The sequence below is a fragment of the Sphingobacterium sp. WM genome (assembly GCF_029542465.1).
GTDB classification, from domain to species: Bacteria; Bacteroidota; Bacteroidia; order Sphingobacteriales; family Sphingobacteriaceae; genus Sphingobacterium; species Sphingobacterium cellulitidis.
Genome location: NZ_CP120709.1, coordinates 1,129,077 through 1,152,302, shown reverse-complemented (window position 1 = coordinate 1,152,302; position 23,226 = coordinate 1,129,077). Strand labels below are relative to the sequence as shown.

Annotated in this window: 18 protein-coding genes, 1 rRNA gene and 1 pseudogene; 5 read left to right on the top strand and 15 right to left on the bottom strand. The window is 39.1% G+C overall.

The window, feature by feature from the left end:
• Nucleotide 1 precedes the first annotated feature (1 nt).
• From PZ892_RS04940 to PZ892_RS04925, 4 genes and pseudogenes are all read right to left on the bottom strand, one after another.
• Nucleotides 2-505, bottom strand: coding sequence for a hypothetical protein (locus PZ892_RS04940; protein ID WP_094258307.1), 504 nt, complete (start codon nt 503-505; stop codon nt 2-4).
• A 128-nt stretch (nt 506-633) separates the two neighbouring features.
• Nucleotides 634-1,134: pseudogene (locus PZ892_RS04935) on the bottom strand (IS1595-like element ISBbi1 family transposase); the annotation flags it as partial.
• 1 nt (nt 1,135) lies between these two features.
• Entirely contained in the window at nt 1,136-1,951 is an 816-nt protein-coding gene (sul2, locus tag PZ892_RS04930; RefSeq protein ID WP_001043260.1) for a sulfonamide-resistant dihydropteroate synthase Sul2, read from the bottom strand.
• Between the two features lie 71 nt (nt 1,952-2,022).
• Nucleotides 2,023-2,931, bottom strand: coding sequence for an IS1595-like element ISBbi1 family transposase (locus tag PZ892_RS04925; protein WP_005807145.1), 909 nt, complete (start codon nt 2,929-2,931; stop codon nt 2,023-2,025).
• Between the two features lie 135 nt (nt 2,932-3,066).
• Here PZ892_RS04925 and PZ892_RS04920 point away from each other — a divergent pair, with 135 nt between their 5' ends.
• From PZ892_RS04920 to PZ892_RS04910, 3 genes are read left to right on the top strand one after another with little or no spacing between them, the layout of a single operon-like run.
• Nucleotides 3,067-4,827: a long-chain fatty acid--CoA ligase gene (locus PZ892_RS04920; protein WP_182499043.1), complete on the top strand. Its 1,761-nt coding sequence runs from the start codon at nt 3,067-3,069 to the stop codon at nt 4,825-4,827.
• A gap of 9 nt (nt 4,828-4,836) precedes the next feature.
• On the top strand, nt 4,837-5,820 hold the full coding sequence (locus tag PZ892_RS04915; RefSeq protein ID WP_094258186.1) for a YihY/virulence factor BrkB family protein: 984 nt from the start codon (nt 4,837-4,839) through the stop codon (nt 5,818-5,820).
• Complete coding sequence (locus tag PZ892_RS04910; RefSeq protein WP_277712227.1) at nt 5,820-6,653, top strand: DMT family transporter; 834 nt, start codon at nt 5,820-5,822, stop codon at nt 6,651-6,653. The genes PZ892_RS04915 and PZ892_RS04910 overlap by 1 nt, the downstream gene beginning before the upstream one ends.
• Nucleotides 6,654-6,723: 70 nt before the next feature.
• Here PZ892_RS04910 and PZ892_RS04905 read toward each other — a convergent pair whose 3' ends face one another.
• From PZ892_RS04905 to PZ892_RS04865, 9 genes are all read right to left on the bottom strand, one after another.
• The gene (locus PZ892_RS04905; RefSeq protein ID WP_277712225.1) at nt 6,724-9,426 is read right to left on the bottom strand and encodes a carboxypeptidase regulatory-like domain-containing protein; all 2,703 of its coding nucleotides are present in this window, start codon (nt 9,424-9,426) and stop codon (nt 6,724-6,726) included.
• 80 nt (nt 9,427-9,506) lie between these two features.
• Nucleotides 9,507-10,976, bottom strand: coding sequence for a cardiolipin synthase (gene cls / locus PZ892_RS04900; RefSeq protein ID WP_182499044.1), 1,470 nt, complete (start codon nt 10,974-10,976; stop codon nt 9,507-9,509).
• An 89-nt stretch (nt 10,977-11,065) separates the two neighbouring features.
• Nucleotides 11,066-11,758: a sulfite exporter TauE/SafE family protein gene (locus PZ892_RS04895; protein WP_182499045.1), complete on the bottom strand. Its 693-nt coding sequence runs from the start codon at nt 11,756-11,758 to the stop codon at nt 11,066-11,068.
• Between the two features lies 1 nt (nt 11,759).
• Nucleotides 11,760-12,185: a FixH family protein gene (locus tag PZ892_RS04890; RefSeq protein ID WP_182499046.1), complete on the bottom strand. Its 426-nt coding sequence runs from the start codon at nt 12,183-12,185 to the stop codon at nt 11,760-11,762.
• A 4-nt stretch (nt 12,186-12,189) separates the two neighbouring features.
• Complete coding sequence (ccoG, locus tag PZ892_RS04885) at nt 12,190-13,587, bottom strand: cytochrome c oxidase accessory protein CcoG (RefSeq protein WP_094258180.1); 1,398 nt, start codon at nt 13,585-13,587, stop codon at nt 12,190-12,192.
• A gap of 11 nt (nt 13,588-13,598) precedes the next feature.
• Nucleotides 13,599-14,513 (bottom strand): cbb3-type cytochrome c oxidase N-terminal domain-containing protein, encoded by a 915-nt coding sequence (locus PZ892_RS04880; RefSeq protein WP_277712223.1) that lies wholly within the window; start codon nt 14,511-14,513, stop codon nt 13,599-13,601.
• Nucleotides 14,510-14,707, bottom strand: a complete 198-nt coding sequence (locus tag PZ892_RS04875) for a hypothetical protein (protein WP_094258178.1) — start codon at nt 14,705-14,707, stop codon at nt 14,510-14,512. The genes PZ892_RS04880 and PZ892_RS04875 overlap by 4 nt, the downstream gene beginning before the upstream one ends.
• A 23-nt stretch (nt 14,708-14,730) precedes the next feature.
• Complete coding sequence (ccoN, locus tag PZ892_RS04870) at nt 14,731-16,878, bottom strand: cytochrome-c oxidase, cbb3-type subunit I (RefSeq protein ID WP_277712221.1); 2,148 nt, start codon at nt 16,876-16,878, stop codon at nt 14,731-14,733.
• Nucleotides 16,879-17,342: 464 nt separating this feature from the next.
• Nucleotides 17,343-18,026 (bottom strand): lytic transglycosylase domain-containing protein, encoded by a 684-nt coding sequence (locus tag PZ892_RS04865; protein WP_169715222.1) that lies wholly within the window; start codon nt 18,024-18,026, stop codon nt 17,343-17,345.
• A gap of 550 nt (nt 18,027-18,576) precedes the next feature.
• Here PZ892_RS04865 and PZ892_RS04860 point away from each other — a divergent pair.
• Together PZ892_RS04860 and PZ892_RS04855 are read left to right on the top strand one after the other, a co-directional pair.
• Nucleotides 18,577-20,016: a pseudouridine synthase gene (locus tag PZ892_RS04860; protein ID WP_277712918.1), complete on the top strand. Its 1,440-nt coding sequence runs from the start codon at nt 18,577-18,579 to the stop codon at nt 20,014-20,016.
• Nucleotides 20,017-20,091: 75 nt separating this feature from the next.
• Nucleotides 20,092-20,559 (top strand): nucleoside triphosphate pyrophosphohydrolase family protein, encoded by a 468-nt coding sequence (locus tag PZ892_RS04855; RefSeq protein WP_094258173.1) that lies wholly within the window; start codon nt 20,092-20,094, stop codon nt 20,557-20,559.
• A 48-nt stretch (nt 20,560-20,607) separates the two neighbouring features.
• On the opposite strand, the gene PZ892_RS04850 is transcribed toward PZ892_RS04855, so the two are convergent.
• Nucleotides 20,608-21,570 (bottom strand): TIGR01212 family radical SAM protein, encoded by a 963-nt coding sequence (locus PZ892_RS04850; RefSeq protein WP_094258172.1) that lies wholly within the window; start codon nt 21,568-21,570, stop codon nt 20,608-20,610.
• A gap of 1,517 nt (nt 21,571-23,087) precedes the next feature.
• A 5S ribosomal RNA gene (rrf, locus tag PZ892_RS04845) occupies nt 23,088-23,199 on the bottom strand.
• Nucleotides 23,200-23,226: the final 27 nt, after the last annotated feature.

The window sequence follows — 23,226 nt, the reverse complement described above, 5'->3', positions numbered from 1 at the left end:
TTTAAAACGTGTAACGGATAGAAAATCCAACACCGTCCCATATTCTAAATCCACTTTCTTGTAAAAAGTCGAAATAAGGTTTGATATCTAGGGATAATGCCAATGGAGCTTGTGGAATTTTATATTCAACCCCAACAATACCATCGATACTTAATGCCATCTCTGAATATTTATCAAAACGCTGGCCTTCTTTATTCGTATAGGCTTTACCAGAGTAAGATCCTACGGAACCACCAAAACCCCAAAACCATGAAAAATCATTGTATAATGGTAAATGGTTCTCATATAATCCAACCAATCTAAATCTGCTATATTCGGAGTTACTTTGAATACTCAAAATTCCTTCTAGAGCCTTATTTGGATTCATCGTATAACGATAAGTTAATCCTGTTGCAGAACCAAATCGAGCACCAATCGCATGTTGCGATGGTAATTGGGCATGAGCAAAATTTGTAGATGCAATAAATGCGATGAAAACAAATGATAATTGTAAGATTTTTTTCATTAAAAACATATTTCTATTCCTTCAAAAGTACTATTTATTTTTTAACGGTTAAAACCGATTTTCGGTATAACTAAAGTCAAAAATTATTCTGCAAGCATAGTTTTTCTTTAAAAAAACTGATTATCCGTTTATGCACCTGTTATATTCGCAATTACTAGTCTGTCAAAGAGTTTGTCTCCAAAATACCGTCTGTTTAATTTGTAAATAAACTCGTTGAGATACAACTGTAAGTATTTCCTTTTGATTTTATGGTAGTTGCCCAGCAATGTCCGTTTTGCATTACTGATTGCGATATGCACCCATTTGAGTGTTTCCTTGGTGGTTTTGGCGTCTGATTTCTCGGTGACGTGCAATTCCACCAGATCGGAGATGTCAACGTAAGAAGTGCTTTTGTCCGAAAATACGATGGCATCATCCTCCATGCAGTCCCTGACCACGCCGTTGATTCCTTCACTTTGATGGCTATCCAGTACCCTGGCCTTGAAATAACGCACATGCTTCTCCTTTTTGCCCGTTTCGATATCTTCCAACGGGGTGCTTTCGGCCATCACCGCAACGTTCTGCTTTCCCTCGGCTCCCCGGCCACGTGTACCCTTGCCTCGCTCGATTTCCTTACTGGCCACCGAAAAGTTAACGAATTCTTGCGGTTTCTTTCAGCGCCGCCAATACCGCCAGCCCGTCGCGCAAGGGGCGCGGCTCGTGTGTGCGGATGAAGTCAGCTCCACCTGCGGCGGCGGCAAGCTCTGCAGCGAGTGTCGCGGCCCCGACATCCCCCGGACCACGGCCTGTGAGCGCGCGCAGAAAGGATTTGCGCGAAACAGACAGAAGCACCGGCAAATCGAAGCGCAGCCGCAATTCATCGAACCGCGCCAGCACCGAGAGCGAGGTTTCGGGAGCAGCCCCCAGAAAAAACCCCATGCCGGGATCAAGGACAAGGCGGTTGCGTTTGATACCGGCACCCGTCAGCGCCGCGATGCGCGCGTCAAAGAACGCCGCAATGTGATCCATGATGTCGCCAGCGGGTGCCTCGCGCCGATCTGCCTGCCCGTCTTGCACCGAATGCATAACGACGAGTTTGGCAGATGATTTCGCCAATTGCGGATAGAACGCAGCGTCTGGAAAACCGCGAATATCATTGAGATAGGCCACACCACGCGACAAGGCATAGGCTTGCGTCGCGGGTTGATAACTGTCGAGCGAGACGGGAATGCCATCTGCCTTGAGCGCGTCCAGCACCGGCGCGATACGCGCGATTTCTGTGTCGGACGAAACAGGCGCGGCGTCGGGATTGCTGGATGCCGGACCGAGGTCGATCACATCTGCCCCCTCGGCCATCAGCTTACGCGCCTGCGCAATGGCTGCGTCTGGCGCCAGATACCGGCCTCCATCGGAGAAACTGTCCGAGGTTATGTTGACGATGCCGAAAATGATGAGCGATTTATTCATGGGGGCTTCTATAATAATACCTAAAATCCGCAGGTAGTTAATTAGGATGTTTAAAGATTCTGATTATCCGTTTATGCACCTGTTATATTCGCAATTACTAGTCTGTCAAAGAGTTTGTCTCCAAAATACCGTCTGTTTAATTTGTAAATAAACTCGTTGAGATACAACTGTAAGTATTTCCTTTTGATTTTATGGTAGTTGCCCAGCAATGTCCGTTTTGCATTACTGATTGCGATATGCACCCATTTGAGTGTTTCCTTGGTGGTTTTGGCGTCTGATTTCTCGGTGACGTGCAATTCCACCAGATCGGAGATGTCAACGTAAGAAGTGCTTTTGTCCGAAAATACGATGGCATCATCCTCCATGCAGTCCCTGACCACGCCGTTGATTCCTTCACTTTGATGGCTATCCAGTACCCTGGCCTTGAAATAACGCACATGCTTCTCCTTTTTGCCCGTTTCGATATCTTCCAACGGGGTGCTTTCGGCCATCACCGCAACGTTCTGCTTTCCCTCGGCTCCCCGGCCACGTGTACCCTTGCCTCGCTCGATTTCCTTACTGGCCACCGAAAAGTAACCCTCATCCAGTTCTATCATCCCTTCCAGTGTATACCTTGCATCCCGGTTGCCCATCGCCCTGCGGAGTTTGTGTACCATCGCCCATACCGGTTCGTAACGCTTCAATCCTAATTGCTTCTGGAGTTCGTTGGTGGAGAATCCCTTTTTTGTGCAACTCATCAGGAACATCGTTTTGTACCACACCAGAAACGGCAGCTTGGAGCTCTCCATGATCGTACCGCTGCGCAACGAGGTGCGGAAACGGCAACCTTTGCATTCATAACTCCATTTACCCTGTAACCAATAATGGGAAGTGCCCCCGCATCGCTTGCAGACAACCCCTTCCTTATCACGCTGCTCCTTGAAATGCAAACGACAATCTTCCTCCGAACCGAAATGAGCCGTAAAACTGAATATGTTCATAATCCCTGCTTTTTGAGCGCTAATATACTAAAAATATTAGGTGTGTTTGCGGAGAATCAGATTAAAAAATTATATATTAGTCAATACCTACAATATGTATAACCAATTTTTGTATTTTTAAGGGGAGAAAAACTTATGAACAATTATAAAAGATTAATTGACTTAATCAGCAATTACCAAAAAGAATTTGCTAAAGAGATTATGGTGGCCGGTCGTGCAAAAAATGGCTGGAAAACCTATTCAACCAAAGAGTTCGTAGAAATCATCGATAACATCAGTAAAGGTTTATTGGCAAAGGGAATCCAAAAGGGTGACCGTATCGCTTTGATGTCGGGAAACCGACCTGAATGGAACTTTATTGACTTCGCTTGTAACCAATTGGGAGTGGCGACGGTACCTCTATATCCCACCCTGTCTAATCAAGACCTGATCTTCATTCTAAATGATGCTGGAGCTAAACTCCTGTTCGTAAGCAATGAAGACCTTGCAAAAAAAGCGGATTTAGCGTTAAAAGAAAATAACCTTGAATTAGAAGTTTTCACCTTCGACGAAATTGAAGGTAGAAAAAACTATCAAGAAGTAATTGAACTTGGAAAACAAAACGAACAAGATTTGCAACCCTATCGTGATGCAATTCAACCTGAGGATTTATTAACCCTAATCTATACTTCAGGAACCACAGGTAAACCGAAAGGCGTATTTCTTTCCCATCACAATATTATTTCAAATGTTGAAGCTTCTAACCACCTTGTAACCGAAGAATTTAAAAAGGCATTAAGCTTTTTACCTTTATGTCATATTTTCGAGCGGATGGTCGTTTATCTTTACCTATCCAGAGGTGTACAGATATATTACGCTGAAAATCTAGACAATATTGTTGTTGACATTAATGATGTAAAACCCGACTTATTTACAACAGTGCCTCGGGTATTGGAAAAGGTCTACGATAAAGTGGTTGAAAAAGGTAAAAACTTGACAGGAATAAAAAAATCCTTATTCTTTTGGGCTTTAAACTTAGGTTTGCGTTATCAAGAACCAAAAAAGAATTCTGCCTTCTATAATTTCCAATTAGGTATTGCCAGAAAATTAATCTTCTCCAAATGGAAAGAGGCTTTAGGTGGCAATATCAAACTCATTATTTCTGGAGGGGCTGCACTTCAAGAAAGACTTGCACGTGTTTTCTGGGCTGCTGGAATTAAAGTATTGGAAGGATACGGCCTGACTGAAACTTCCCCAGTAATCGCTGTAAACTCCTGGAAAGATGAAGATGTAAAATTCGGAACGGTAGGTCGTGTCTTAAACAATCTAGATGTTAAGATTGCAAAAGATGGTGAAATCCTTGTAAAAGGTCCTAGTGTAACTACAGGTTATTACCACAATGAGGAAGCTACGAAAGAAGCATTTACCGAAGACGGCTATTTGCATACTGGCGACATTGGCGAAATTACTCCAGATGGTTTCTTGAAAATCACTGACCGTAAAAAAGAAATGTTTAAAACTGCAGGTGGTAAATATGTTGCCCCACAGGTTATTGAGAATAAATTGATGGAATCTACATTAATTGCTCAGGTTATGGTCATTGGTGAAAACCAAAGATTCCCGGCTGCATTAATTGTTCCGGCTTATGAAGAACTTGAAAAATACGCCAATCATAAGGGAATCAGTTATTCTTCCAAAGAAGATTTAATCAAAAACGAAGATATTTTATCCAAGTATGATCAAATAATCTCACAATCTATGGCTAACTTTGGCCATTGGGAGCAGGTTAAAAAGTTTAAGTTACTGCCGAAGGAATGGACCATCGATGCTGGTGAGTTGACTCCGAAATTAAGCCTTAAACGAAAAGTAATCCTCCAAAAAAATGAAGAGATCATAAAATCAATCTATTCTGAATAAGGATATTCTATGCTAAAAATAATTTGGACCAAAATAAAGGACTTCTGGCATTTATTAATAAATGCAGGCACTGCATTTGTCGATGATAATTGTATGAAGCTAAGCGCTTCACTAGCCTATTACACAGTCTTTTCTATTGGTCCACTCTTATTAATATTAACATGGACACTCGGTTTCTTCTATGGTAGTGCATTGGATGGAAGTGAAGGGGCCAGAGATCAGGTAATCGATGAACTAAATCAAATATTTGGTAAAGAAATTGCCTCCATGTTAGAATCTACTGTTCATAATCTTTCCTTAGATAGCCGTTCTAATATTGGGATTATTGTCGGTGCGGCAACCCTAATGTTTACTTCAACAACAATCTTTGTTGATATTCAAAATTCCATAAATTCTATTTGGAAGGTGAAACCAAAACCCAAAAAAGGTTGGTTGAAAATCATTATCAACAGATTAATTTCATTCTCCATGATTTTGGGTCTAGTATTCCTATTAATGGCCTCCCTGATTATATCGAGTTTAATTGGTGTTATGACCAATTACTTTAATCAATTCATGGATAACTGGGATATTAGTTTGATTGATTGGGTGAATACCGCAATTACTTTCTTGGTCATCTCTTCTCTATTTGGAATTATTTATGCTTTCCTACCAGATGCCAAAGTAAGGTTCAAAGATATCCTAGGTGGTTCTTTATTTACTGCATTGCTGTTTATGTTAGGTAAGTATCTTATTTCCATCTACCTGTCCCAAAACATCACGGCAACATCCTATGGTGCCGCAGGATCAATCATTATCTTGTTAGCATGGGTTTACTATTCTTCTGCCATTCTTTATTTTGGAGCCGAGTTCACGAAAGAATATGCCATCAAATACGGTAAGGGAATCCAACCTGCCTCATTCGCCGTTTTAGTCAAACAAACTGAATTAGAAATTGACCCTGAAACTGGTATCCGTGAAGTTGTAAAAAAACATAGCGACCCTGTACAATAGTGGAAGATAAAAAGAGCATCCAATACATGTTATTGGCGGGCTTCTTTTTTGCCCTAATGAATATTAGTGTCAAATTGGTATCTCATTTACCAACCATGGAAGTGGTTCTGTTCAGATCCATCGTCAGTCTCATCGCTTCCTACATCATCCTGAAAAAACAAAACATCCCAGTTCTAGGAAACAATAAAAAACTCCTGATTGCGCGAGGTATAGCAGGTTGCCTTGGACTGGTTGGTTCTTTCTATACCCTGCAAAATATCCCCTTGGCCTCCGCAGTTACTATTAATTATACCGCCCCTCTTTTTACAACCATATTAGGAATCTTTATGGTGAATCAAAAAGTTAAATCCATTCAATTTCTTTTCTTTGGAATGGCAATAGCCGGTGTATTAATGATGAAAGGTTTCGACACAAGGATCTCGAATCTCGACCTAATGATTGGCTTATTGTCAGCTCTATTTGCTGCATTTGCCTATAACATTATCGCTAAGATAAAAACCAGCGAACATCCATTGGTGATTATATTTTACTTCCCATTAATCACCATTCCATTTGCAGGAATTTATACTATTTTTAATTGGCAAATGCCTCAGGGAATCGATTGGATCTATCTTTTGTTCGTTGGTATTTTAACTCAATGCGCACAATATTATATGACCCTATCCTACCAAAATGCGAACCTTTCTAAGGTTTCTAGCTTGACTTATCTAGGAGTCGTTTATGCCTTAGGCATTGGTTTCTTTTTCTTTGAAGAATCCTATAATATGTATGCACTGTTTGGAATTGGGTTGATTATGCTTGCGATCCTCTTTAATTTGAGAGTGAAGACCTAATCTGTAAGATGATATCCAACAAAAAAGCAGCAATAAAATTGCTGCTTTTTTGTTGGATGAATCAATTCATCTATTTCACATTATAATAATAAATCTGTCTTCCTACATTACCTTGAAGGTCATTTCCTTCTACAACTACTTTATATTTACCTGTTCCATCAGCATTGAAGAATTCCAAATTTACCTCTCCTTTGGAATCAATCCTTACATCTGGATTCCAATAAACCGTAGTACGGTAATCATTGGTATTTTTAGATTCTGCTGTGTTATACTTAGGCTCATAGAACTTACGCTCTTTCACATAGCCTAAAGGATAAAAATCAATTACATTTGATTTTGGCAACATCGCTTCAATTTGTGACAAGGTCATGCGTGGTTGTTTCTTCTCTTTTTTCGTAATAATGGAAACAACACCATCATTATTGTAGATATTTCTAACCGTCCCTAAATCATCACGCATAAAAATCTCAATAGCTTCAATATCGGCTACCTGAATTGAATTAATCGATGGCTCGTCAATTGGCATACCATTCAAGAAAAACTGTACCGGAACCCGGCTACCCTGATTAAAGTTTCTGGTAATATAGTATTTCTGTGAGTTGACATCGAAGGTAATTCCTGTTAGCATTGTATTTAAACACATACTTAACACATTACATCCTCCGAAGCGGCTACCCTCAATGCGATGCTCTGGCATCGATAATCCCGTTAAGGCAGAAAAATCCTTACTCGTTTGTTTCTTTTCCTGCGTTCCGGTCACCACGACTTCTTCTATTAGGTTATTCACCCTAAACTCCTTCTTGCTGTTATCCAAATACGCTTTTAGGTTATCATCGATATTTTGAATTGAACCAGCCTTATTTGGATTGTTCGGATCGATTTCAGGAAACAATGTCGGATCCAGTGTAATCACTAAACTCCTAAAGTTATCATTCCCCCTCGCATTCAATGTCGCCTTTAGGGAATCACTAAATACTAAATTTTCAAAGATATATCGACCTGAATTATCTGTATAAGCATCCTTTTTTATCGCTGCTCCTGGAATATTTAAAAATAATCCTCCATTAGGTTGAACTCTACCTGTATTCTGACGAAGGATTCCGGTAATCGTGATTCCTTGCTCAGGCATGAATTTTACCTGTGGTAATTTTGCGTTCACCAAATCCTTGTATTCAAACCTTCTAAATCCTTGAGTCATCATCAAAGCGTCCAAAGCTTCCAATCGGTTTTCATTCTTCGGATTGAAATAATAATTTGGCTTTTCAATATAGCCCTTAAGATCTGAGGTCAATAGCATATTACTTACTATACCTTTATCATTATCATCATTATATGGAACTTTGGTTTCATCAATTACCGACACCGAGAAATTACCTGGTAGGCTATCAACCTTCGTATCCAAGTTTAATTTCATTTTTACCAAGTCCTTGCGAGCGTAATCAGATTTATCCGTGCTAACCTGAATTCCGATTAATTCTTGTGGCTGAATAAAAACTAAACGTTCCGAAACTGGCTGCCCGTCTGGTGTCATCAAGGTTACTTGGACTACTCCATTTGGCAATTCCTTTAATGGAATCTTAACAGAAACTGCAGGACTTTTTATCGAAGCTTGCGCAGCATAGATCAAATGACCATTTAACTGGCCAAATACATAATATGGCTTATTTTGAATGGTATTGAAATAGGCATCATTCGTCACCAAACCTAGATTGATAAATTCATTATCTTGAGATACCGCTACAACATTGATCTTGTCATCTACCACTGCTGGTAAATCAACCGTTTTCTCAACGCCATTGGCAATGGTTGCAACTGCCTTATAACTCTCACCTGAAATAGGTAATAGATTAAATGCACCCATACCTATTCCTAAATCCTCAAAACTAGCTACTTCTTTCTTTTTACTATCAATGATTTTTCCTTTAACCCCAATTGCACCTCCAGAGGAAGACATGGATTTAAAAGCGATCTTCTTCGATAATCCTGAAATTAAATCTCCACCTTCTGGAAAAAACTGAATATCAACATCTTGATAAGCATTCGTTAAAGAATACTGCCCAGTTTCTCCATCTTCCAATTGAAGTACCAAGCGACCCGCCTTAAACTTTTCCTTTTCCTTATGGGATAGGTTTATACTAATTCGACCTAAATCATCGGTTTCAGCTTTTCCTTTATCAAAAGCATCCCAACCATCATTCGCCTCCCAATTGAGTTTCTTTCGTCCTAATGCTTGACCATCGCGACCTCTTAATTGAATTGTAGCCTTGGTCTTATTTCCTTCTTGCAAGAACGTAATATTCGCACCCAGTTTTTTATTGATGGCATCTCCTATTGGCACTACCTTATTATAGAAGTAACCCATATCAAAATTCATCATCCATTTACTATAGGCCCTGAATCTATAATTATCCTGAGACCAATATTGAGGATCCAAAACCAATTGTCCTTTACCAGCACCTTCCTTTAATGGCACCCTAAGGGTCTGCATCAAGGAATCCTTACTATTGATGATATCAACATAAATGATTTTACTGGGATCATAATTGAATAGATTCGTATTTAGATAGGTTTTGAACCATAAGGTATCTCCTACAGCGTAATATGGCTTATCAAAATGTAAATGGACTTTTTCAACAGGATATACTGAGAAATATTTTTGAACATTTTCAACTGCAGTATTGATTGGAACTGCAGGTTTTTCTTGGCCCCTTGCCGTAAAAAATATGGAGGTAATTAGGAATACGGCTAAAAGGAAACGATTAGTTAAATTCATCAATAATCTATTTTTTGGAAAAGCTAAATATATTGATTTTTTAGGGAACAAGGGAAGTCTTAAAGAAATTTAACAGATACCTAGAGCAATGGTGCAAGCAAACGACATAGAGAATCTATTCCTCTTTTCCATGGTTTTCTCTTTTTCCAATCTTTGATCGAAATCAAAACACAATTTTCCCGATCTATATCATATTGTTTTTCCATTTCCCTACAGAAATCTCGGTTAGAAATGACTGCCTGAACCTCATAGTTAATGTAAAAACTCCTAAAATCTAAATTTACTGTCCCAACATAGGCGATTTTTCCATCAATGATGGAGGTTTTCGCATGTAAGAATCCTTTTTGATACTGGTAAACCTTCACTCCTCTTTCCAGTAATGGTTTTAAATAAGAATAGGTAGCATGCTGTACTATCCAGGAGTCTCCATCTTCTGGAATCATGAGTTCCACCTCTACTCCTGCTGCTGCGGCAGTTTTCAATGCTGTAGACAACTCTTCTGATGGAATAAAGTAAGGTGTACATAATTTGATGCTTTCACTGGCTTCACCAATACTAATCAATAAGGCTTCCATATTGAATGGACCTATCGAACCTGGATCACTCGAAGATAACGCAACGGCACTTAATTGATCGGTGACGACTGGTGTCTCACGAAGATATCCTTGATCCAGATTAAAAGACGCTCCATCGGTTTGGTTCCATTGATTCCAGAAACTTATTTGAAACATCGCGCCTACATTTCCAACGATCTTCACCGCCGTATCCCGCCAATAAAGTCCAAATTCATTCGGATTGGCATATCGGTCTGAAATATTAATTCCTCCTGTAAAACATACAAAACCATCAATGACCACAATTTTGCGGTGATTCCGGTAATTTGAATTCGCTAAGGATGTAAAGGTAACTGGCAGAAAAGGTTGAAATTCGATTTTACTATCTTTCTTCTTTCGCATGTAGCGAACAACTTTCGGAGAACCAAAACTATCCACAATTAATCTTACAATAATCCCTTCTGAAGCTTTCTTCTCCAATAAATCCAAGACCTTGGTCCCGATATTATCTAAATCGAAAATATAAAACTCCATATGGATGGAATGCTTGGCAGCTTCCATTGCCTCTAAAAGCGCTGGAAACATTTGCTCCCCATTTACCAATAAGGTTACTTCATTGTTTAAGGTGGGAGTAGATAATTTTTCATTTTTTAAATAGGAATAAACTCGGGAGAGATCGCCTATTTTACTTTGTATATTGCGAATAGACCACTGCATTAGTGGTTCCAAGCGTTGAAATTCCTTTTTAAGCCGAAGCGTTTGTTCCTGATTGATCCGCTTTAATTTCTTGACCTTTGAAAACTTCTGTCCAAATAAATAATAAAGTATTAAACCTACGAATGGGATAAATACAATCACTAAAACCCAGGAAATGGTTTTTGTTGGATTGCGGTTCTCAATCAAAATGGTGATGATGACACCCACATACATGATGGTCAATGGGATCCATCCCCATATTTCCAAAAATTGAATGACTGTCTTTATATGTTCGTGCATAGATAGGAATTCTTTCTAAAAACCAATTCTTCCAGCTTTTGTTTGCACAGTGCTGGCAGGACTATCTACAAGATATAAAGAAATATTTATTAAGCGCAATTCATTGCGCCTTCAACCTGTAATAAGGGGCTTAGATATGGGATATCTAAGTTCGCACCACGTAAAATAAACCAGGCGCCCATGATTAAAAATAAAATTGGCAAAACCGTGGAAAAGCCCTTTTTGAATATCCGCTTTGGAAAATTCCCAGCAAATGAAAAGACTAATAATAAGGGTAAGGTCCCTAGACCAAACAATAGCATAAATAGGAAGCTATTGCTTAAGGAATTTGCATTGACAGCAGAGGCCAATGCCATATAAACCATTCCACAAGGAAGGATTCCATTTAATATTCCGGCAACAAAACTTCCTCCAGGACGATATAACCACTGCCCCATAAAGCGTGCAAATGGCTGAATGGCTTTCGTTTGAAGAGCTACAAGTTTGCCTGAACTTTTCCCAAACATGTAGAATAGGCCTATGCTAAAAAGTATTATTCCGGTAACTAAGCTGAATCCTTGCTGCCAACCTTGAATGGTTGCTGCATTTCCAAGTAATCCCAGCAATAAACCTAAGAATCCATAGGTCAAAATACGACCCAATTGATATAATAACTTATTAAATGTCGTTTTCCATGAGATACTTTGTCCTGCTTGAACGGCAAGAAGCAATGGACCACACATCACCGCACAGTGAATGCTTCCCAATAACCCCATAAAAAATGCCAAATAATGATAAGTCATCTTATTGAATAAATACTGCGTGATCCGAAATATAGGACTTGTCTGAATGAACCCAGTCAATCTCTAAATTCCAATTCCCTTTCTTAAACGTGCTAACCGGCAGTTTAAACTGATTCGTTTTACTGAAAAAAGGCAGTTGAAGATCCAGTGATTTGTCATCTAATCGCTTAAAATTCAAATTACCTTCATTACCGGTAGTCGAAAATTGAATCAATAGCGTATCCTTCAGCAATTGAATTTTTGGTCGAGCATGATCGTTCAATAAATTCTCCTTCTTATGAAAGGTTTCATCGTAATTCAATCCTTTTTCATAATAGTCTGACTCAACCAAGGTATCATTGTCATGACTAACCATATAAATCCCTGCGCCAATAATGAAAAGCATAAATGCCCCTAGACCAAAAACTATTTTATATCCCCAGTTCATATCCTTATTTTATTGGTGGAGCAATAAAAGTAGTCTCCATCGTTTCTAATACTTTATCCCCAACCTTAATATCAACCTTTACATCTGTTTTGTATTGCTTGATTGACTTTTGATCGGCTATTAAAAATAAGCTTAATTTCGCATTGCCCTCACGACTTAAATGTGATATAGGATTCACTACTTGAATCTTCACGCCTTCTGTTGCACTGACAAGATCAAAATCCAAATCCTTGCTTGTTTTATTAATAACTTCCAAGGTATAAAGATTGCTCACGGTTCCATCATCGCGTTTTTGATAAGTACTTCCCTTGGCACGAAGCAACCTTCCATCCACATCCGAACGACTGAAAATCATATATCCGAAAATTCCCATGAGCAGCACAAGAATCGAGGTGTAAATCACTGCTCTCGTGTTTCTTTTCTTACCAGTATCTTCAGTTTCCTTGCCTTCTGCCTCGGCTAACGTATAAAACCCGATTAATCGCTTAGGTTTATTGATTTTTTCCATAACAGCATCACAGGCGTCGATACATGCAGTACAGGAAACACATTCCAATTGAGGACCTTTACGGATATCAATTCCGGTCGGACAAACATGAACACACAAATTACAATCGATACAATCTCCTTTAACCTCTGTAGATCCTTTCCTTTGTTTCCCCCTTGGCTCTCCACGCTGAACATTGTATGCTACGGTAACTGAATTATCATCCAATAAAACACCTTGAAGTCTGCCATATGGACAAATCCTCGTACATACAATCTCCCGCACAAAGGCAAATACAAAATAAAACACAAGAGTAAAAACGATAATGGAGATCAATCCCACGATATGATTTTCAATCGGATCTGTTACGATTTTATAAAGAGCATCTATTCCGATGATATAAGAAAGAAATAGATTGGAAATAATAAAGGAAATCAATAAAAATACGGAATGTTTTAATACCTTTTTCCATGCTTTGGCATCGGTATCAGGTCCTTCATTTAATTTCTTTTGTTGTAGCCAATCTCCTTCTATCAAATATTCAATCCGTCTGAATATCAACTCCATAAAAATCGTCTGTGGGCAGGTCCACCCACACCAAACTCGACCGTATACAGCTGTAAATAAAACTATACAAACCATCACGATCAACATCCCGAAGAGAAAAATATGAAAGTCTTGTGGGTAAAAGATGTTCCCAAAAATGGAGAACTTCCGTTCTATGATGTTGAACATCAAGAAGGGATTACCATTTATTTTTAGAATGGGTCCTAAAAAGAAGAACAGTAGTAATCCATACCCCACAACCTGTCGATAATTAAAGAAATGTCCGCCTGGTTTTTTAGCATATACCCAGTTTCTTTTCGATTTATCAATTGGTTTAGATTGGTTGGACTCATTTACTACTGTTCCCATGATTCTATTTTTTAATTTGTTGCTGTACTATCTGCAGGAGCTTCTCCTTCAGCAGATTCTGCAGCTCCACCTTCACTTTCATACTTCACGATTTCTTCCCCCTCAGCACCTTTTGGATTTGCAGGCTTACTGTCCCTCAAGGTGATGATGTAGTTACTGACCTCAGCAATTTGTGCTGGTGTTAAGGTTTGTTCCCATGGAACCATACCTTTTTCTGGCACCCCATATTTTACAGTGTGAAAGATATCTTTAATCTCACCGCCATGTAACCAGAATCTATCAGTTAAATTCGGCCCAATTGTACCTTCACCACTTCCGCCGTGACAAGCCGCACAGTTGGTTGCAAAAATTCCTTTTCCATTCGCTGCCAAGGTACCAGTCTCATCAACCTCAATGGTATTCTCATCAAATAGGTTCGCGGACTGTGCTAGATACTCTTGCTTCGCTATTTCTGCCTTAGCCATTTCTCGCTCATACTCCTGATCCTGATTTAATCCCCATCCAAATACCTGGTATATCAATAGGTAAACCACCGCAAAGACTACCGAAGAATAAAATAAAGCATTAAACCATACAGGAATTGGGTTGTTCAATTCTGAAATTCCATCATACTCATGGTCATCAATAATTAAATCTTTCTCCTGCTCGATTGGCTTTAAGCCCATGATATAATTCCATGTTCCTTTCCAATAGTTTCTTCTCGATATTTTCCGCTCTACAGCCAGTCTTTCTTCTTCTTTTACCACCTCAGGCATGGTCACCTTTAACATGGATTTCAATGCTCTATTGATGGCGATTGCTGCTATTAATACAGCAATCAATAAGATGAAAACTGCCAGATAGAACATATCATTATATAAGTCGCCTGTTCCGATAGCTACCAGCGTCCCGGAAATTGCACTGCTCATGATTACTATTAAATTCATATACGTTCTGATTCAGGTAAATTATCATTCAGTTTGTCGGACTCCTCAAAGGGCAATCCTTTCATGTAATCAACAAAGCTCTTTTTCATGGTAAACAACATGATTGCCACTAGAATAAAAAAGGTTAAGAAGATTAACAATGAGATGATTAGATAGATCTCATCCCCATGTAAATTTGTGATTTGTCTCCACATAGCTCTTTCTTTTTTGTGTTACATTAATTATTCTCTGCTACTTTATTTGCATCTTCCGCAGCTTTCGGCTCAGCTTTAATGTCTGTTCCCATGCGTTGTAAATATGCAATCATAGCAATGATTTCCTTAGTAGGTTCTACCTGTACATCGTTTGATTCCAGATCCTTTACAATAGCCTGCGCTTGTGCTTGTGCATGCTCAACGGCATTATTGATCTCATCATCCGAATATGGCACTCCTAAGTTCTTCATCACCTTCATCTTACCAGTCAAATACTTATAGTTGATATCTTGTTCAATCAACCAAGGATATGGCGGCATAATACTTCCAGGTGAAGTAATGGTTGGATCCAACATATGGTCAAAGTGCCATTTGTGTGGATATTTACCCCCAATACGGTGCAAATCTGGTCCGGTACGTTTTGAACCCCATAGGAATGGATGATCATAAACAAACTCTCCAGCTTTACTATACTCACCATAACGTGCCGTTTCCGAACGGAATGGTCGAATAGTCTGAGAGTGACAGTTCACACAGCCCTCACGGATATATAAATCCCGACCAGTTAATTCTAATGCTGTATATGGTTTTACGGATGCTATTTTAGGTACATTATTAGCAACTGTAAATGTTGGAATCATTTCCACAATACCACCAATTAAGATGGCAATTAATGACAACACCATAAATAATATAGGCTTACGCTCTAAACGACGGTGTGCTGATGGTTCTGATTTCTCAATTGGTTTCAACGCTGGTGCTTCCGCGGCCTCATTGGCAACCAAAGATCCTGTTTTTACAGTTTTAACCAAGTTGTATGTCATCAAGATTACTCCTGACAAGTACAATAATCCTCCTACCGCACGCATCATGTGCATTGGTAAGATCTCTAAGGTTGTCGCTAAGAAGTTAGGGTATTTCAATACTCCTTCTGGAGTAAAGTCTTTCCACATCAATCCTTGAACTACTGCTGCCCAATACATCGGAATCGCATAGAATAAAATACCTAAGGTTCCAATCCAGAAATGCGCGTTGGCTAATTTCTTAGAATATAATTGAGTCTTATAGATTCTTGGGATCAACCAATACAAGATTGCAAAGGTCATAAATCCGTTCCAGCCTAAAGCTCCAATATGTACGTGTGCAACAATCCAGTCTGTAAAGTGCGCAATTGCGTTAACTTGTTTTAAGGATAACATTGGACCCTCGAAAGTCGCCATACCGTAACAGGTCAATGCAACAACCATGAACTTTAAAACTGGTTCGGTTCTTACCTTATCCCATGCACCACGTAAGGTCAACAATCCATTGATCATACCACCCCAACTTGGAGCAATCAACATAATTGAGAACACTACTCCTAAGGATTGAACCCAGCTAGGTAATGAAGTATATAATAAGTGGTGTGGTCCAGCCCAGATATAAATAAATATCAGGGACCAAAAGTGTAGAATACTTAATTTATAGGAATAAACAGGACGGTTAGCCATTTTTGGCAAGAAGTAGTACATTAATCCTAAAAATGGTGTTGTTAGGAAGAATGCAACCGCATTATGACCATACCACCATTGAACCAATGCATCTTGTACGCCAGAATAAACATAATAACTCTTCCACAGACCTACTGGCATCTGAATGGAGTTAACAATGTGTAATACAGCAACAGTAACGAAAGTAGCAATGTAGAACCAAACGGCTACATACATATGTCTCTCTCTACGGCGAATGATGGTACCAAACATATTAATCCCAAATACCACCCATATAATGGTGATCGCTAGGTCAATTGGCCATTCCATTTCTGCATATTCATGCGAAGTGGTCAGCCCTAATGGAAGGGTAATTGCTGAGGCTACAATAATCAATTGCCAACCCCAAAAGTGGATCTTACTAAGTACATCGCTAAACATCCTGGCCTTTAACACCCGCTGCATCGAATAGTATACCCCCATAAATATGGCATTACCCACAAAGGCAAAAATTACTGCATTGGTATGTAAAGGGCGAATACGTCCGAATGTGGAATATTGAAGTCCAAAGTTTACCTCTGGCCATACTAACTGCAAAGCCGCAATTAGCCCTACAGTCATTCCGACGATCCCCCAGATTACAGTTGCGATTCCAAAATCTCTGACAATCTTATTGTCATAATTAAATTGCTCTACCTGCATTATTCTTATATATTAAGTTAACGATTCAAAATTAGCAGTCTACCCATGACATTCTAATGATAATGGGAAGTAAGAAAATGTGATTCCTATCACTTTTTGTAATAATTGAATAATCGCTAAATCGTATAACTAAAGAAAATAAGGTAAGAGCTTGAGGTCAATATCAGGTTAGTGTGTTCTTGTTGTTGAATCGGCATGTTTAAAAATCTCGGATATAGCATAGAGCTTCTCTTTAGTTTTCTCCCATCCAGCACAATCTCTCTTTCAATTGCTAAACAAAAAATCCCTATAAGGGATTTCATTACCCTAAACTTAATTAAAATTTTTAACAAATAGGATTGCATGCATTAATATCAATAGCGAATTAACGGAACCAAGTGAGGCATTCTAAAATTTTAGGCATAAAAAAAGGAAACCTAAGGTTTCCTGATTTGGTATTGTTCATAAAATTAGGCTTTCGCGCTTTATGTAGTTTCCAGAATTGCTTTCATGGAAATTATCTTATATACATAGGCAGCAGTTTCAGAATTCAATTTCAAGTCATAGTAACTATCCTTGTTTTGTCTTCTTAAGGAAGATCTTAAACTTCCTCCACCTACATTATAAGCTGCTGCTGCTAAGGTCCAATCACCAAACTCTTTGTGTAGTGATTTAAGATATTTTGCTGCCGCATGGGTAGACTTTATTAAGTCTAAGCGCTCATCCACACTTCCATTCACCTTTAATCCATACAATCTCGCTGTTGCGGGCATAAATTGCCAATAACCTCCGGCTCCCTTGTGGGAAGTGGTCTTAGGATTCAGACTACTCTCAACTACAGCAATGTACTTGAAATCTTCTGGAACACCGTAACTCTTAAGGATTTTCGCAATGCGGGGAAGTAATTGATCCGCTTTTCTGTGAATTTGATGTGTGGGCTTTTTTAGATAAGCAAACCTACTCAGGTACTTGTCTAGTTTTTTCTTTACTGTAACCTCCTCTAAAGGAATATCGGTCTCAGCAAAAGAAATTCGGCTGTAAATATCATCTTCAGCCTCTTTTTTGTTAGTCGCCATTGCATCTGCAATATTGGCTCTCATCGAGAGGTCCAATGCCTTTCTAAAAGGATCAGCCGTCTCTGGTTGGGGTTTTGAGTACAAGTTCGACATTAACATTAACATCAAAAGTGCACTACTACATAATACTCTTTTTTTAACCATTCATTCCCTTACTGCCACCCTATCCACGCAACTCCTAAAAGCCGATCAAAAAGTAGCTTGGTGAAAAATCAAGCTCCAAAAGTACAGCTTATTACTTTAACGCACAAACAATAGTATTAATAAAGAAAGTTAATTAAAGTTAAAACCATGTAAAATCTACGTTAAAACAACTTTAAACCAATATTTACAAATCCGCCTTTTTTGTAACATTTCCACTGTATTTTATGAGCATTTCATCGCAAGTTTAACCTAAATTTACCAGAACTCATCAATTTTATAGCTTATTATGACAATTCAAAGGTTAAATTCTCATCTTAAATCGGCTAAGATTCTTCAAAATACATAAATTACTAGAAACTAGATTTTTACACCTCTACAGCAAACAAACCGACCTTTTCCTTCTAATATGTCTACAGTTTCTAATATTTATTAAAGTATTCCTCTTAAATGTGGAATGAGTCAAAATTTTGCCTATCTTTGTGGCTCATTTTTTCGAATTATGCCATTCAATAGCAAAAGGAACAGTCGAGAGGACAACTCCAGAAAATCAAGAAGCAATTCCGACGGCTTCAAGAACAATAAAAAGGACGATAAATCATCCTTCGACTCATCAAGAAGTTACAAATCTGATAAATTTAATCGCGACTCAAATTCTGATAAAGGCAGATTTGATAAAGACGCTAAATTTGGAAGAGATTCTAAATTTAACAAGGACTCTAAATTCGCGAGAGATTCTAAATTCAACAAAGATTCTAGACCTGACAGAGATTCCAAATTTGGAAGAGACTCTAAATTTGATAGAAACTCAAAATTTGGTAAGGATTCTAGACCAGATAGAGATTCTAAATTTAGTAGAGACTCTAGACCAGACAGAGATTCTAGATTTAACAGAGAGGATAGAGATTCTAAATTCAATAGAGAAGAAAGATTCAATAAAGAAGATAGATTCAATAGAGAGGAAAGACCTGAAAGAAAATCAAGATACGGCGAAGAAGCAACGAAAAGATCTTCAAAATTCAGTAAAGACTCTAAATTCAATAAAGATGGTAAGTTTGAGAAATCTTTCAACTCAGACCGTCCTTACAAAAAATTCGATGGGAAAGGCAGAGATTTCAGCAAAAGAAATTCTGACCGTGACAACGAAGGTAGATCGGATAAAGATTTCCGCAAAGATAATTTCAGAAAACCTAAGCAAGAAAAAAACTTCAATGTTGAGGATGATGGCTTAATTCGTTTAAACCGTTATATCTCCAACTCTGGGATTTGTTCGCGTAGAAAGGCTGATGAGCTGATTGAAGCAGGTGTAATCTCGGTGAATGGTGAGGTGGTAACCGAGTTAGGAACTAAAGTTGATCCTGCAAAGGACGAAATTAGATATAACAACGAACGCCTAAAACGTGAAAAAATGGTATATATTCTTTTGAATAAACCAAAAGATTATATCACAACAACTGATGATCCTCAAGAACGTAAAACTGTAATGCACTTAGTAGCGAAAGCAACTAAGGAAAGAATCTACCCTGTGGGTCGATTGGACAGAAATACAACCGGACTTCTGTTGCTTACAAATGATGGCAATTTAGCTGAGAAACTTTCTCACCCAAGAAATAACATCAGCAAAATCTATCAAGTTGAATTAAACAAGAACTTATCACAAGGTGATTTTAATAAAATTCAATTCGGTATTGAACTAGAGGACGGATTCATCAAGCCTGACGACGTTAGCTTCGTTGTAGGCGCTTCAAAAAGGGAAGTTGGAATCCAAATCCATAGTGGTAAAAACAGGATTGTAAGACGTATTTTTGAATCATTAGGCTATGAGGTTGAAAAACTAGATCGCGTAGTCTATGCAAACCTGACCAAGAAAGATCTTCCACGTGGTCGTTGGAGATATTTGGAGGAAAAGGAAATTATTCAATTAAAACACTTAATGAAATAGCATACAAGGCGCAATCTAGATTGCGCCTTTTTTATTTGCCCCTACTTTCGTATTTTTAACAAAATTACAATTGATATGACAGACCCTAAATGTTTAACTTCGGTTGCCGAATTTCATAAAACTTTTCAGCATCCGATTTTAGATCAACCAACAATCCCTTCTGAGACGCGTTGCAACTTGAGAGTATCTTTAATCGCTGAAGAATTAAAAGAACTGGAAGAAGCAATTAAGGACAAAGACCTGGTAGAAATTGCGGATGCGCTTTGCGATATTCAATATGTCCTTTCAGGTGCTATCTTAGAATTTGGATTGAAGGATAAATTCAATGACCTTTTCAATGAAGTTCAACGTTCGAACATGAGTAAAGCTTGTAAAACTGAACAAGAAGCAATGGAAACTCAACAACATTATTTAGAAAAAGGTGTTGAATCTTACTATAAAGAAATTGATGGTAAATTCTTGGTTTTCCGTAAAGGCGATGATAAAACTTTGAAATCAATCTATTACTCTCCTGCCGATTTAAAAACAATCGTCGAGAGGTAATCATCAAGATGTTTCAAAAGAAAAGGGTTGCAGACTGCAACCCTTTTTTTATATTGTTAAATCAGCTTCTTTATACGCTGAACCTTGTTTCACACCTCTCTCTTCAAGTCCTTTATCAATTTTGGTTTGGATGCCTGATTTCGGAAATCCCCAATTTGGAGCAATCAATAATTCCTTATCGGCAATCCCAAATACACGTTGGATAATGATATCCGGTCTTAGCAAGGGAATAAATTTGGAAAGGAACTCAGTGTATTCTTCCAAGCTAAATAAGTGGAAGGGTTCTCTTTTATACTTCACACCCATAATGGACCCTTCAACGATATGAAGGTGGTGTAATTTCACAAACTTGATCTTAGGCTGCTTATTAATTTCATCAGCATATCTAAGCATCATCTCTTCCGTTTCCCATGGAAAACCAAAAATAGTATGAACACATAAATCCAAAGATGTATTTTCCAACATCTTCATGGTCGATATAAACTCGTCATGCGAACAGCCTCTATTGATACGCTCCAGCGTATCATTATAAATAGACTCCATTCCCATCTCTAAATCGACGTCAAGACGATCCGTATAGCTCTCTAATAGCGCAATCTTTTCAAAATCCAAGCAATCCGGACGAGTACCAACAGACAATCCAAGAGTATGTTCAGGACAAATACTCAAGGCTTCATCATACATCATTTTTAATAAATGCGTCGGTGCGTAGGTATTGGTATTTGGCTGGAAATAAATGATAAATTTTTCTGCTCCATAACTATTACGAGCTCTTTCAATACCATTTTCAACCTGTTCCCGAATAGAAGGAATCTTCCTTGCTGTATCAGGCGTAAATGAATCAACATTACAATAAGTACAGCCTCCATAACCTTTACTTCCATCACGATTCGGACATGTAAAATTACCATCAACAATAACTTTAAACACCCGTTGACCGTCGTATTTCTCCTTCAAATAAGCCCCATAATGATTATAAGGCTTGACTCCATTATCTAATTGTGTACCCATTGGACAGCAAAGATACGGATTTTTAAATTATTGTTTTGTCTGATTTATCTCCCAAAAAAATACAATATCCTATTCATAACCAATCAGATCCAAGAGGAAGTGAGGAGTAGATTTGTCCTGTAAGTATTACAAGGTCCAGCCCCAGCGGGGCGACATGTTTTTCTTCAGATCGCCAAAAATAGATTCCTCAGCAGAGATGCGGAAAGATAATGATATTAGGGTTTATTAAGAGGGCGTATGCGATACGCCCGTACAGTGCGTTTCATTTATCCGATAGGCATTCCGCCCTGCATGGTTAAACCCCGTAGGGGCGACATGTTTGACAAGCAATAACCAAATAATAAATAAAAGGGCGTATGCGATACGCCCGTACAATGCGTTTCATTTATCCGATTGGCATTCCGGCCTCGATGATCAAGCCCCAGCGGGGCGGCATATTTGTAGCAAGGATCATATAACAAGGTACAGCCCTGTAGGGGCGACATGTTTGTAGCAATGATCATATAACAAGACACAGCCCTGTAGGGGCGGCATATTTGTAGCAAGGGACATATAACAAGGTACAGCCCCAGCGGGGCGACATGTTTGTAGGAACCCCAGAGGGGTTCAATATTAGTAACACGAAGGTAGAAAAAAAAGAGCCCGTCCGCAGAACTGCAATCGCTTTAGCGATTGCAGTTCTGCGGACGGGCTTATTTCATGTTACGTTCCTTTCTACTAACATTAAACTCCTCTGGAGTTTCTTGCACCGCTGACGAGGTTCAAGCCTCGAGGAACGTCAAGTTCGCCTACATATCGCCTAAAATGGATTCCGCATCTTCGATGCGGAATGACAATGAGATCATTACATTAGGTCATGGGTTAAAAAAGGAGCTTCGGCCTTGCCGAAGCTCCTTTTTTAACCCATGACCCTGACACAATGACCCTGTCCTTCTGAGCGTAGCGAAGAATCCATTTTTAGCCCGCCAATCGTAGGGGCGTATCGCATACGCCCTCCTGCCAAAACCAATTCAAAAACGGCCATAAAACCCATATTACAACAAAAAGGGCGTATGCGATACGCCCGTACAATGCGTTTCATTTATCCGATAGGCATTTCGCGGCCTGGATGGTCAAGCCCCGTAGGGGCGGCATATGTGTAGGAACCCCAGCGGGGTTCAATATTAGTAACCCGAAGGTAGAAAACAAAGAGCCCCATCCCAAAGCAATCGCTAAAGCGATTGCTTTGGGATGGGGCATATTTCATGTTACGTTCCTTTCTACAAATATTAAACTCCTCTGGAGTTTCTTGCACCGCTGACGAGGTTCAAGCCCCTTAGGGGCGACATATTTGTAGCAAGGATCATATAACAAGATAAAGCCCCAGCGGGGCGACATGTTTGTCAATCCATGACCCAATAACAATACAAAAGGGCGTATGCGATACGCCCCTACCGACCGGGCCATCCGTTCCATTCATCCAGGCCCCTGAAAACACAAAAAGCCCGTTGTCTTCTGACAACGGGCTTTCGTATAAAATTAGGCACCGACCTACTCTCCCACCTGTTACGGCAATACCATCGGCTCTGGCGGGCTTAACTTCTCTGTTCGGAATGGGAAGAGGTGGACACCGCCGATATAGGCACCTGAATATCTTTTTGGTACTTTCGAGCGTTC